The 13,501-nt window shown below is 69.1% G+C and carries 7 protein-coding genes; 3 read left to right on the top strand and 4 right to left on the bottom strand.

Annotated elements, in window-relative coordinates:
• Window positions 1-96: 96 nt before the first annotated feature.
• Both hemW and GAS53_RS33555 read right to left on the bottom strand, forming a co-directional pair.
• Entirely contained in the window at window positions 97-1,329 is a 1,233-nt protein-coding gene (hemW, locus tag GAS53_RS33550) for a radical SAM family heme chaperone HemW (RefSeq protein WP_151481526.1), read from the bottom strand.
• Window positions 1,330-1,471: 142 nt separating this feature from the next.
• Window positions 1,472-3,502 (bottom strand): SpoIIE family protein phosphatase, encoded by a 2,031-nt coding sequence (locus tag GAS53_RS33555; protein ID WP_225859246.1) that lies wholly within the window; start codon window positions 3,500-3,502, stop codon window positions 1,472-1,474.
• A gap of 211 nt (window positions 3,503-3,713) precedes the next feature.
• On the opposite strand from GAS53_RS33555, the gene GAS53_RS33560 reads away from it, so the two are divergent.
• A complete protein-coding gene (locus GAS53_RS33560; RefSeq protein ID WP_225859247.1) occupies window positions 3,714-7,823 on the top strand; it encodes a HAMP domain-containing protein in 4,110 nt (1,369 codons plus the stop codon).
• On the top strand, window positions 7,820-8,404 hold the full coding sequence (locus tag GAS53_RS33565; protein ID WP_151481529.1) for a response regulator: 585 nt from the start codon (window positions 7,820-7,822) through the stop codon (window positions 8,402-8,404). Before GAS53_RS33560 ends, GAS53_RS33565 begins: the two co-directional genes overlap by 4 nt.
• A gap of 114 nt (window positions 8,405-8,518) precedes the next feature.
• On the opposite strand, the gene GAS53_RS33570 is transcribed toward GAS53_RS33565, so the two are convergent.
• Together GAS53_RS33570 and lepA are read right to left on the bottom strand one after the other, a co-directional pair.
• On the bottom strand, window positions 8,519-10,405 hold the full coding sequence (locus GAS53_RS33570) for an AMP-dependent synthetase/ligase (RefSeq protein WP_151481530.1): 1,887 nt from the start codon (window positions 10,403-10,405) through the stop codon (window positions 8,519-8,521).
• A 318-nt stretch (window positions 10,406-10,723) separates the two neighbouring features.
• Window positions 10,724-12,598 (bottom strand): translation elongation factor 4, encoded by a 1,875-nt coding sequence (lepA, locus tag GAS53_RS33575; RefSeq protein ID WP_151481531.1) that lies wholly within the window; start codon window positions 12,596-12,598, stop codon window positions 10,724-10,726.
• A 222-nt stretch (window positions 12,599-12,820) separates the two neighbouring features.
• Between lepA and rpsT the strand changes: the two genes are divergently transcribed.
• Window positions 12,821-13,087, top strand: a complete 267-nt coding sequence (rpsT, locus tag GAS53_RS33585; protein ID WP_151481532.1) for a 30S ribosomal protein S20 — start codon at window positions 12,821-12,823, stop codon at window positions 13,085-13,087.
• Window positions 13,088-13,501: the final 414 nt, after the last annotated feature.

Below are 13,501 nucleotides of genomic sequence, written 5' to 3' on the forward strand. Positions count from 1 at the left end.
GGCGTTTGAGGACGAGGCCGTTCAGGCCGAAGCGGGGGTCTGGGGGCGGCAGCCCCCAGGGATGGGACGGGTAGGGGCGGCGGGGGCGCAAAACCCTCAGTCCACCAGATCCCGTACCACCGCGTCCGCCAGCAACCGCCCCCGCAGGGTGAGCACCGCGCTGCCGGCCTCGTACGGGCCGGTTTGGAGGAGACCCTCGGACAGGGCCCGCCGGGACGCCGCAAGGCCGTCCGCGTGGAGCAGGGACAGCGGAACGCCCTCACTGAGCCTCAGCTCCAGCAGGATGCGCTCCACCCTCCTGTCCTCCTCCGAGAGGAGCTCACGGCCCGCCCCCGGCGAGCGCCCGGAAGCCAGCGCCGCCGCATACGCCCCCGGATGCTTGACGTTCCACCACCGCACGCCCCCGACGTGGCTGTGCGCCCCGGGACCCGCGCCCCACCAGTCGGCGCCACGCCAGTACAGCTCGTTGTGGAGGCAACGCCCCGCCGCGGAGGTGGCCCAGTTGGAGACCTCGTACCAGGAGAAGCCCGCCGCGGAGAGGCGGTCCTCGGCGATGAGGTACCGGTCCGCGTGGACGTCGTCGTCCGTCATGGGAACCTCGCCGCGCCGGATACGCCGCGCGAGCTGCGTCCCCTCCTCGACGATCAGCGCGTACGCCGACACATGGTCGGGCCCGGCGCCGATCGCCGCGTCGAGCGAGGCCCGCCAGTCGTCGTCGCTCTCACCCGGCGTGCCGTAGATGAGGTCGAGGTTGACATGGTCGAAGCCGGCCGCACGGGCCTCGGCGACGCAGGCCTCGGGCCGTCCCGGGGTGTGTGTGCGGTCCAGCACCTTCAGGACGTGCCGGCGCGCGCTCTGCATGCCGAAGGAGATCCGGTTGAAGCCGCCGGCCCGGAGCGTGGCCAGGTACGCGGGGTCCACGGACTCCGGATTCGCCTCCGTCGTGATCTCCGCGTCGTCCGCGAGCCCGAACTCGTCCCGGATCGCCCCCAGCATCCGTACGAGATCGCCGGCGGCCAGCAGTGTGGGCGTACCGCCGCCGACGAAGACCGTACGGACGGGCCGCGGATCGTCGCCGAGGACCTTGCGGGCCAGCCGGATCTCGTCGATCAGGGTCGAGGCGTAGTTGTCGCGGGAGGCCAGCACGCCCCCCGAGCCCCGCAGCTCGGTCGCCGTGTACGTGTTGAAGTCGCAGTAGCCGCAGCGCGTCGCGCAGTACGGGACGTGGAGATAGAACCCGAGCGGACGGTCGGCCGCGCCGGCCAGGGCGTGCGCGGGCAGCGCCCCGTCGTCGGGGACGGGCTCACCGTCGGGAAGTGCGGAAGGCATGTCTTCCATTGTCCCGTACGCACGGATGTCCCATACGCACCGATGTCCCGTACGCACCGATGTACCTGCACCGCCCGCTCTGCTGTACCTGCTCCGTGTGCTGCGTGTGCTCCGTCTGCCCTGGTCGCTCCGCCCGCTCCGGCTACTCCGCCTGCAGCACCAGCAGCGCGAGATCGTCCTCCGGCGGCTTGCCGCCGAACTCGTGCACCAGCCGTCGGATCCGCTCGGCGATCAGCTCGGCGTTCAGGCCCGCGCACCCGGTGAGCGCGGCGGCGAGGCCGTCCTCGTCGTCGAACTGCCGGTGTCCGCTGCGGCGCTCCGTCACACCGTCCGTGACACAGAGGAGGCTGTCGCCGGGCCGCAGCTCGAAGGTCCCGGAGAGGTAGCTGGCGTCCTCGAAGACCCCGAGGAGGGTCTGCGGCTGGGCCACCTCGCTGACCTTCCCGCAGGGCTCCAGGAGCAGCGGCAGCGGATGCCCGGCGGAGGCGACGGTGCAGCGCACGCCGCCGTCGAAGGGCATCAGCTCGCCGTAGAGGAGGGAGAGGAACCGGTTCTGCGGCCCCTCGTCGGCGAGCCCCCGGCCGCCCGCCGCCACCAGGGCCCGGGCGGCCGCGTCCGAGGCCTCGGTGGCGTCGTCGAGGAGCAGCTGGTTGAGGCGGTCGAGGACGTCGGGCACCTCGTACCCCTCCCGGGCGAGCAGCCGCAGCCAGGGCCTGGCGAGGCCGATGACGACGGCCGCCTCGGGCCCTTTGCCCTGTACGTCGCCGAGGGCGAAGCACCAGCGTCCGTCCCCGGCCGGGAAGAGATCGTAGAAGTCGCCGCTCGGTCCGCCCTTGTCGCACGGCTCGTACACGAGCGCGCTGCGCACGCCGGGGATCTCGGCGACCGCCCCGGGCAGCAGTCCGCGCTGCAGTACGCGGCTGATGGTGGCCTGGCGCGCGTACTGCCGGGCCGCTCCGATGGCGAGCGCGACCCGGCGGCTGAGGTCCTCGACGAGCCCGGTGATCTCGTCGGGGAAGCGGAGCAGCCCGGCCCGCCCGATGACGAGCGTGCCGAGCGGTCTGCCGCCCGCGATCAGCCGGTACGCGAGTGCCGAACCGCCCGCTGCCTGCGCGCCCGGCGCCTCGCCGGGCCAGGGCACGGGGACGGGCCCGGAGCGGTCCGATTCGGGCAGCTCGGGCGGGTCCTTCTCCAGGAGCCGGCGCAGTTCCTCGATGCGGTTCTCGCTGCCGTGCCAGACGCGGGCGAGCCGCGGTCCGCCGATGACGCCCCCGTCGGAGCGGCCCGGGGCCTCGTCCTCCAGCCACACGGCGCACCAGTCGGCGAGCCGCGGTACGAGCAGCTGGCCGGTGAGCGCGGCGACGAGATCCTCGTCGAGCTGCCCGGCGAGCAGGTCGGAGGCCTCGGCGAGGAAGGAGAGGACGCCGCGGCTGCGCCAGTCCTGGTCCTGCACGCTGCGCCGGGGCGCGGGCGCGAGGATCTCGGCGGCCCGCTGCCCGCGCCGCAGCGCGTGCTCACCGTCGTACGCCTCCGCCTCCTCGACGGTCGCGACCCCCTCGACGCCTCCGACGGGCAGCTGCGCCCACACCGTCTTGATGCCGGTGCGGTAGGTGATGCCCCAGGCGTCGGAGAGCGCGGAGACGAGGCGCAGGCCGCGGCCGTACTCGACGGTGTCGCACACCCGCTCGCCGCCGTTGTCGCGCACCACACGCGCGGGGTGGTGGTCGGAGACCTCGATGACGAGGACGCCGGCTGCGGACCCGCGGTCGCCGTCGCCGTCCGAGGCGGGTCCCGGGTCCGCCGAAGCGGTCGCTGAGCCTGCCGAAGCGGAGCCTGGGCCTGCCGAAACGGCCGCTGAACTTGCCGGAACGGTCCGCGGGTCCACCGCGACAGCCGCCGAGAACTCCTCCGTGCAGGTGTCCAGCCGGCACAGCAGCTCCACATCCGTACCGGCGTGCACCACCGCGTTGGTGACGAGTTCGCTGACGACCACCATGGCGTCGCCGACGAGGAGATCGGTGATGAACTCCACGCCGGGCAGGGCGCGTTCGGTCCACTCGGCGAGCGCGGCGCGGACGAACCGGCGGGCGGCGCCCGGCGCGAGAGGGTTGCCCGGCAACGATGTGCGCGCCACCGTGTGCGGGCGCGTCTGCGCCTCAGGAGCACGGGACATGAACTCCCGTTGCGTCGGTATGGCCCCCACTGTGCGGCTCCCTGAGCAGTTCGGACGATTACGCCTCAGGCGATGCGGACAGAGTGACAGACTGGCCTCGCCCATAAGCGCCGAGTTACCGAAGTGGGCCGCCATGAGTGAGAACAGTGCTACGCATGTGCTCGAAGACGGACAGATTCGGGCATCAGATCTGCGTCCCCTGCTCGCTGCCATGACCGCCGCCCGGGACGGTGACTTCAGCAAGGTGCCCGAGTCGGGGCACGGTCTGGTGGCCGAGCTCAGCACGGCGTTCAACCAGATCATGGACCGCAGCAACCACTTCAACTTCGAGGTGCAGCGCGTCCGCCGGGAGCTCGTACGGCACGGTCGGCTGGACGAGCGGCTCTCCGCGAGCCCGGGCCAGGGCCGCTGGACGACCCGGGTCAACGACGTGAACCAGCTGCTCGACGCCCTGGTCGCACCGGCCGCCAACGCGACCCGCGTCCTGGACGCGGTGGCGGGCGGCGATCTGACCCAGCGCGTCGACCTGCACGACGGGAACCGTCAACTCCGGGGTGATTTACGCCGGTTGGGGCGAACCGTCAACAAGATGGTCGATCAGCTGTCCCTCTTCACGGGCGAAGTGACCCGGGTGGCCCGTGAGGTCGGTACGGAGGGCCGGCTGGGCGGTCGTGCCAAGGTGACGGGCCTGTCGGGAAGCTGGCGGGACGTGACCGAGGCGGTCAACACGATGGCGTCCCGGCTGACCGCCCAGGTCCGTGACATCGCCCTGGTGACCACGGCGGTGGCGCGCGGCGATCTGACCCGCACGGTGACGGTCGAGGCGACGGGCGAGCTGCTCGAACTGAAGCTGACCGTGAACACGATGGTCGACCAGCTCTCCGCCTTCGCCGACGAGGTCACCCGCGTGGCCCGCGAGGTGGGTACGGAGGGCCAGCTGGGCGGCAGGGCGCAGGTGCGCGGTGTGTCGGGGGTCTGGAAGGACCTCACCGACAACGTCAACTTCATGGCGTCGAACCTCACTTCACAGGTCCGCAATATCGCCCAGGTGACGACGGCCGTGGCCAACGGCGACCTCAGCCAGAAGATCACGGTCGCCGCGCAGGGCGAGATCCTGGAGCTGAAGTCGACGATCAACACGATGGTCGACCAGCTCTCCGCCTTCGCCGACGAAGTCACCCGTGTCGCCCGCGAGGTCGGCACCGAAGGAAACCTGGGCGGGCGGGCTCAGGTCCGCGGTGTGTCGGGGGTCTGGAAGGACCTCACCGACAACGTCAACTTCATGGCGGACAACCTCACTTCCCAGGTCCGGAACATCGCCCTGGTGTCGACCGCCGTCGCCCAGGGCGACCTCGGCAAGAAGATCACCGTCGAGGCGAAGGGCGAGATCCTCGAGCTCAAGTCGACGATCAACACGATGGTCGACCAGCTCTCCGCCTTCGCCGACGAAGTCACCCGCGTCGCCCGCGAGGTCGGCACCGAAGGAAACCTGGGAGGTCAGGCTCAGGTCCGTGGTGTATCGGGGGTCTGGAAAGACCTCACCGACAACGTCAACTTCATGGCCCTGAACCTGACTTCACAGGTGCGGAACATCGCCCAGGTCACCACGGCGGTCGCGAACGGCGACCTGTCCAAGAAGATCACCGTCGACGCCCGTGGTGAGATCCTCGAACTCAAGGACACCGTCAACACGATGGTGGACCAGTTGCGCGCCTTCGCGGACGAGGTGACCCGCGTCGCCCGCGAGGTCGGCACGGACGGGAGGCTCGGTGGGCGCGCCCAGGTCCTTGGCGTCTCCGGCGTCTGGAAGGACCTCACCGACAACGTCAACTACATGGCGGACAACCTCACTTCACAGGTGCGGAACATCGCGCAGGTCGCCACCGCCGTCGCCCAGGGCGACCTCTCCAAGAAGATCGACGTGGACGCGCGCGGCGAGATCCTGGAGCTGAAGACCACCATCAACACGATGGTGGACACGCTGTCCTCCTTCTCCTCCGAGGTCACCCGGGTGGCCCGCGAGGTGGGCTCGGAGGGCCAACTCGGCGGCCAGGCAAGGGTCGAGGGCGTGTACGGCACCTGGAAGCGCCTGACGACGAACGTGAACGAGCTGGCGTCCAACCTCACCACCCAGGTCCGCGCGATCGCCGAGGTGGCGTCCGCGGTGGCCCAGGGCGACATGTCCCGCGCCATCACCGTGGAGACCCAGGGCGAGGTCACCGAGCTGAAGGACAACATCAACCTGATGGTGGCCAACCTCCGCGAGACGACCCGCGCGAAGGACTGGCTGGAGTCGAACCTCGCCCGTCTCGCCGCCCTCATGCAGGGCCACCGCGACCTGATGGAGGTCGCCGACCTGCTCCTGCGCGAGCTGACGCCGCTGGTGAACGCACAGTACGGCGCGTTCTACCTGGCCGACCCCGACGAGGACAGCCCTGCGGGGCGAACGGCCGTACCCGGCAAGGGACTTGCCTTCATCGCCGGGTACGGGGCGGCACAGGGCGCGACCGTGGAGACCGGTGGGCTCCCGGTGCACGGGCTGGTGGCGCAGGCGGCCCGGGAGAAGAAGCGGATCCTCGTCGAGGAGGCCCCGCCGGACTACATCAAGATCAACAGCGGTCTTGGGGAGGCGTCCCCGTCCAGCGTCGTCATCATCCCGATCCTCTTCGAGACCAAGCTCCTCGGCGTGATCGAACTGGCATCCTTCTCCCGCTTCTCCGACGTCCACCTCGCGTTCTTCGACCAGTTCGTGAACACCATCGCCGTCGCGATCAACACCATCATCGCCAACTCCCGTACCGAGTCCCTGCTCGGCCAGTCCCAGCAGCTGGCCACCCAGCTCCAGGAGCGCTCCGACGAACTGCAGCGCCAGCAGGCCGAGTTGCAGCGCTCGAACGCCGAACTGGAGGAGAAGGCCGCACTGTTGGCGACCTCCTCGCAGTACAAGTCGGAGTTCCTGGCGAACATGTCGCACGAGCTGCGTACGCCGCTCAACTCGCTGCTGATCCTCGCCCGGCTGCTCTCCGACAACCCGGACGGTCGTCTCTCCGACCAGGAGGTGCAGTTCGCGACCACGATCCACCGCTCAGGTTCCGACCTTCTCCAACTCATCAACGACATCCTCGACCTGTCGAAGATCGAGGCCGGCCGGATGGACGTACGCCCGAAGAGGCTGCCGCTGATCAAGCTGCTCGACTACGTCCACGCCACGTTCCGGCCGCTCACGCTCGACCGGGGGCTCGCCTTCGAGGTGGCGGTCGGCGAGGACGTACCGCGTGAGATGTACTCGGACGAGCAGCGGCTCCAGCAGATCCTGCGCAACCTGCTCTCCAACGCGATCAAGTTCACCGCGGCGGGCCGCGTCGAACTGCGTGTCAACCGCCTCAAGGACCCCGACCACCGCTACACCCGCGAGAACAGCGACGATGTGATCGCCTTCGCGGTCTCCGACACGGGAATCGGCATCGCCCCGGAGAAACTCCCGGTGATCTTCGAGGCGTTCCAGCAGGCCGACGGCACGACGAACCGCAAGTACGGCGGCACGGGCCTCGGCCTGTCCATCAGCCGTGAGATCGCGGGCCTGCTCGGCGGCCGCATCATGGCCGAGAGCATGCCCGGCAAGGGCTCCACCTTCACGCTGTACGTCCCTGTCGTCAGCCCCGGGCACACGGTGACCGGGCCGGAGGCGGAGGACCGGCCGCTGCCCGTACCCGAGCAGTTGTCCGACGAGCAGTTCACCACCCACGACCAGGACGACAGCTGGCCCGCGCCCACCAAACTGGAGGAGTGGAAGGCGGGCCGGGCGGGCCAGGTCCTGCCGGGGCGGCGGGTGTTGATCGTGGACGACGACATCCGCAACGTCTTCGCGCTCACGCATGTACTGGGCCGGGTCGGGATGCCCGTCCTGTACGCGGAGAACGGGCGGGAGGGCATAGAGACACTGGAGCGCAACCCGGACGTCGAACTCGTCCTGATGGACATCATGATGCCGGAGATGGACGGCTACGAGACCATCGCCGCCATCCGCCGCACCCCGCGCTGGACCGGACTTCCCATCGTCGCCCTCACCGCCAAGGCGATGCCGGGCGACCGGGAGAAGTCCATCGCGCGCGGGGCCAACGACTACGTACCCAAGCCGGTGGACGTCGATCAGCTGCTGACCGTCGTCTGCGCGCTCCTCGACCCCGTGAGCGAGAGCGCCGATGAGCGGCACGACTCCGCCGAACCCGTTGTTCCGGGACCGGGCACCTCAGGACCGAGCACCTCAGAGGAGCCCGCTGTTCCGCCGACGACCAATGAGGCAGGCAAACACACACCATGAATACTGAGGTATCGACCGACGAGCGCGCCAGCATCCTCCTCGTGGACGACATGGAGGACAACCTGATCGCGCTGGAGGCCGTCCTGGGGTCCCTCAACGAGCCGCTCGTACGCGCCCGTTCGGGCGAGGAGGCGATGAAAGCGCTGCTGCGGCGGCGGTTCGCCGTCGTCCTGCTCGACATCCGTATGCCGGGCATGGACGGCTTCGAAACGGCCGCGAACATCAAGCGGCTCGACCAGACCAAGGACGTACCGATCATCTTCCTGACCGGCACGGACTCCGACGCGGGCTATGCGTTCCGCGGGTACGCGACGGGGGCGGCCGACTATCTCACCAAGCCCTTCGACCCCTGGGTGCTGCGCGCCAAGGTGACCGTCTTCCTCGATCTGCACCGCAAGAACCGGCAGTTGGAGCGGCTGCTCGCCCGCGAGCAGGAACAGTTCGACGAACTCGCCGACCGCCTGCGCGCGATCGAGACCCACATGTCGGCCAGCACCCTCCCGGACGTACTCGAACTGCGCCACCACATCCGACAGATGGAGGACCTGCTGCGCGAGATGCGCAGGGGGCGGGGTCTGTGACTCCGCCCCCTGGGGCTCGCGCCCCGTAAGGGGCGCGGGGAACTGCGCGACCAGCCACAACGGGCCTGCAGCCAACAACAGCCCGCAGTTCCCCGGCTCAACCCAGCGGAGCGCCTACGCCTCGCGCGAGCCCGCGTACATCTCGTCGATCAGGTGCTTGTACTCCCGTTCCACGACCGGGCGCTTCAGCTTGAGGCTGGGGGTCAGTTCGCCGTGTTCGATGTCGAGGTCGCGCGGGAGGAGCCTGAACTTCTTGATGGTCTGCCAGCGCTGGAGGCCTTCGTTGAGCGTCTTGACGTAGCCGTCGATGAGCTCGACCGTCGCGGGCGCGGCGACGACCTCGGCGTACGACTTGCCGGACAGACCGTGCTCCTCGGCCCAGCCGAGGATGGACGGCTCGTCGAGGGCGATGAGCGCGGTGCAGAAGTTCCGGTCGGCGCCGTGCACGAGGATGTTGGAGACGTACGGGCAGACGGCCTTGAACTGGCCCTCGACCTCGGCGGGCGCGATGTACTTGCCGCCGGACGTCTTGATGAGGTCCTTCTTGCGGTCGGTGATGCGCAGATAGCCGTCGGGGGACAGCTCGCCGATGTCGCCGGTGTGGAACCAGCCGTCGGACTCCAGGACTTCGGCGGTCTTCTCGGGCAGCCCGTGGTAGCCCTCCATGATGCCGGGGCCGCGCAGCAGGATCTCGCCGTCGTCCGCGATACGCACCTCGGTGCCGGGCAGCGGCTTGCCGACCGTGCCCGTGCGGTACGCCTCGCCGGGGTTGACGAAGGAGGCGGCGGACGACTCCGTGAGGCCGTAGCCCTCCAGGATGTGGATGCCGGCGCCCGCGAAGAAGTAGCCGATGTCGGGGGCGAGGGCCGCCGACCCGGAGACGCAGGCCCGCAGGCTGCCGCCGAAGGCCTCGCGGATCTTGGCGAAGACGAGCGCGTCCGCGACCTTGTGCTTGGCGGCGAGCCCGAAGGGCACGGAGGCGGTGCCGGTGCGACGGAAGTTGTCCTGCGTGGTCTTCGCGTACTCGCGGGAGACCTCGGCCGCCCACTTGAAGATCTTGTACTTGGCGCCGCCGCCGGCCCGCGCCTTCGCCGCGACGCCGTTGTAGACCTTCTCGAAGATGCGCGGCACGGCCGCCATGTACGTCGGCTGCACGACCGGCAGATTCTCGATGATCTTGTCCACGCGGCCGTCGACGGCGGTGACGTGCCCGACCTCGATCTGCCCGGACGTGAGGACCTTACCGAAGACGTGCGCGAGCGGCAGCCAGAGGTACTGCACGTCCTCGCCGCTGATCAGACCGGTCGCGGCGATGGCCTTCGCCATGTACGACCAGTTGTCGTGCGGCAGCCGTACGCCCTTGGGGCGGCCGGTGGTGCCGGAGGTGTAGATGAGGGTCGCGAGCTGACCGGAGGTGATCGCGCCGACCTTCTCCTTGATCAGGTCGGGGTTCTTCTCCAGGTACGCGGCACCGCGGGACTCCAGCTCGGCGAGGCTGAGCACCCAGTCGCCCTCGTCGGCGCCGGACTCGACGCCGGTGGAGTCGATGACCACGACGTGCGTGAGCTCCGGGAGCTCGGCGCGCTTCTCGCGCGCCTTGGCGAGCTGGGCCGCGTCCTCCGCGATCAGGACCTTGCTCTCGGAGTCGGAGAGGATGAAGGCCGACTCCTCGGCGTTCGTCTGCGGGTACACGGTCGTCGTCGCCGCGCCCGCGCACATGATGCCGAGGTCGGCGAGGATCCACTCGACGCGGGTCGATGAGGCGAGGGCGACGCGCTGCTCGGGCCGCACACCCAATTCGATCAGACCGGCCGCGATCGCGAAGACCCGGTCGGCCGCCTGCGCCCAGCTCAGCGACTTCCAGTCATCCGGGCCCTCGCCCGAGGCGGGGGGCACGGGGTAGCGGTACGCCTCGGCGTCGGGCGTAGCCGCCACGCGCTCCAGGAAGAGGGCCGCCACGGACGGCGGACGGTTCTCGATCAAGGTCTGTGTGTCGCTCACGACATCCTCCGGGGCCCGCGACAGTGCGTGTGGCTGGCTCGTTTGCTGTTGGCTCAGTGGCGGTAGTTGCCGCTGACTCAGTGGCAGTTGGTGCGGTTGGCTCAGTGGCGATTGGCTCGGTGCGATCGTTGTTTAACTCGCGAGTAACCGTCGAGTGGTGATCAGAGTAAAGCCCGACCGCCCGGTGCGTAAGGGGCGGCGTGTTGTCACTTCCCACAGAGCATGGGCGGAACGCGGCAGTCCGTGGACGCGGCGGGCCCGCCGCGCGAAAGCGCGACGGGCCCGTGATTCCGGGGTGTCCGGTAACCGGTCCGGCGGCTACTTCTTGCCCTTGCCCGAGCCGGCGCTGTCATCACTGGACAGCACAGCGATGAAGGCCTCTTGCGGAACCTCCACAGAGCCCACCATCTTCATCCGCTTCTTGCCTTCCTTCTGCTTCTCCAGCAGCTTCCGCTTACGCGAGATGTCACCGCCGTAGCACTTGGCGAGGACGTCCTTGCGGATGGCGCGGATGGTCTCGCGGGCGATGACCCGGGAGCCGATGGCCGCCTGGATCGGCACCTCGAAGGCCTGCCGCGGGATCAGCTCGCGCAGCTTCGCGACGAGCCGCACGCCGTACGCGTACGCCTGGTCCTTGTGGGTGATCGCCGAGAAGGCGTCCACCTTGTCGCCGTGCAGCAGGATGTCGACCTTGACCAGGCTGGAGGTCTGCTCGCCGGTGGGCTCGTAGTCGAGCGAGGCGTAGCCCCTGGTCTTGGACTTCAGCTGGTCGAAGAAGTCGAAGACGATCTCCGCGAGCGGCAGGGTGTAGCGGATCTCGACGCGGTCCTCGGAGAGGTAGTCCATGCCGAGGAGGGTGCCGCGGCGGGTCTGGCACAGCTCCATGATCGAGCCGATGAACTCGCTCGGGGCGAGGATCGTGGCGCGCACGACCGGCTCGTACACGTCGTTGATCTTGCCTTCGGGGAACTCGCTCGGGTTGGTGACCGTGTGCTCGGTGCCGTCCTCCATGATCACGCGGTAGACCACGTTCGGAGCGGTGGCGATGAGGTCGAGGCCGAACTCGCGCTCCAGCCGCTCGCGGATCACGTCGAGGTGGAGCAGCCCCAGGAAGCCGACGCGGAAGCCGAAGCCGAGGGCCGCGGAGGTCTCCGGCTCGTAGACCAGCGCCGCGTCGTTGAGCTGGAGCTTGTCGAGGGCGTCGCGCAACTCCGGGTAGTCCGAGCCGTCGAGGGGGTAGAGGCCGGAGAACACCATCGGCTTGGGGTCCTTGTACCCGCCGAGGGCTTCGGTCGCGCCCTTGTGCAGGCTGGTGATCGTGTCACCGACCTTGGACTGCCGGACGTCCTTCACTCCGGTGATGATGTAGCCGACCTCGCCGACCCCGAGACCGTCGGCGGAGAGCATCTCGGGGGAGTTCGTCCCGATCTCGAGCAGCTCGTGGGTGGCGTTGGTGGACATCATCCGGATGCGCTCGCGCTTGTTGAGCTGGCCGTCGATGACTCGTACGTAGGTGACGACGCCGCGGTAGGAGTCGTAGACCGAGTCGAAGATCATCGCGCGGGCGGGGGCGTCGGCGACGCCGACCGGGCCCGGGACCTCGGCGACGACCTTGTCGAGCAGCGCCTCGACACCCAGGCCGGTCTTTGCGGAGACCCTCAGTACGTCGTCGGGGTCGCAGCCGATGAGGTTGGCGAGCTCCTCGGAGAACTTCTCCGGCTGGGCGGCCGGCAGGTCGATCTTGTTCAGTACGGGGATGATCTTGAGGTCGTTCTCCATCGCCAGGTAGAGGTTGGCGAGGGTCTGGGCCTCGATGCCCTGGGCGGCGTCGACGAGGAGGACGGTGCCCTCGCAGGCCGCGAGCGACCGCGAGACCTCGTATGTGAAGTCGACGTGCCCCGGGGTGTCGATCATGTTGAGGATGTGGGTCTTGCCCTGGCTGTCCCCGGTGGTCGGGGCCCAGGGCAGTCGCACCGCCTGGGACTTGATCGTGATGCCGCGCTCGCGCTCGATGTCCATGCGGTCGAGGTACTGAGCGCGCATCTGCCGCTGGTCGACCACCCCGGTCAGCTGGAGCATGCGGTCGGCGAGCGTGGACTTGCCGTGGTCGATGTGCGCGATGATGCAGAAATTGCGGATCTGAGCCGGGGCGGTTCGGCTCGGCTCGGGCACATTGTTAGGGGTCGCGGGCACGCAGGGTCCTGTCTCTTGAGGCGCCTGTCGCCTCGGGTCGGATCGATACGTAGGTTCCATGGTCCCACGGGCGCGGGCGTGCGACCGGTTTGGGCCACTCGGGCGGTGACTGGTAGCCTGAACAGCTGTGTCTCATGCCCTCTCTGCAGGAGGCACACCCCAAGAAATCAAACGGTGCGTGAGACGTGGTTCTCGCGTGCCAGAACCTGAGAAGGCTCATTCGTGGCGAACATCAAGTCCCAGATCAAGCGGATCAAGACCAACGAGAAGGCTCGGCAGCGCAACAAGGCCGTCAAGTCTTCGCTGAAGACCGCGATCCGCAAGGCCCGTGAGGCTGCTGCCGCGGGTGACGTCGAGAAGGCCACGGTTGCCGTGCGCGAGGCTTCGCGCAAGCTGGACAAGGCTGTCTCGAAGGGCGTCATCCACAAGAACCAGGCCGCCAACAAGAAGTCGGCGCTTGCTTCCAAGGTCGCTGCGCTCAAGGGCTGAACCTCTGCCGGGTGACTCGGCTTCGCCGAGCGCCCACTTGATTTGAACTGTTTGACCGCCGGAAGGACCTGAGCGGGCCCTCTCTCATCCGCTCCCGACCGGCATCCTGGCTCATACGCGGCCTGCGTTCGCCACGCGGGTATGAGCCCACAGCTTGAAACCGGGGCCCCGGTTGCTCGTCCTTCCCCAGGACGGGTGACCGGGGTCTTTGTCGTGCCTGTCGCCGCCTGTCGCCGTCCGTCGCCGCCCGTTCGTGGGTGGTGGGGGCGGGGCCGGTACGTCTGCCCGTCGCTCTCGGGCGTACGGCTGTGGGAGGGGAAGGGGAGCGTCGATTGCGGGAGCCGTATGCGACGGGCATGACGCACCGGCCCGGCCCCGCCCCCGGGTTGAGTCGCGGCTGCGGCGAGGGGGGGG

The organism is Streptomyces albicerus, assembly GCF_008905045.1.
Taxonomy (GTDB): domain Bacteria; phylum Actinomycetota; class Actinomycetes; order Streptomycetales; family Streptomycetaceae; genus Streptomyces; species Streptomyces albicerus.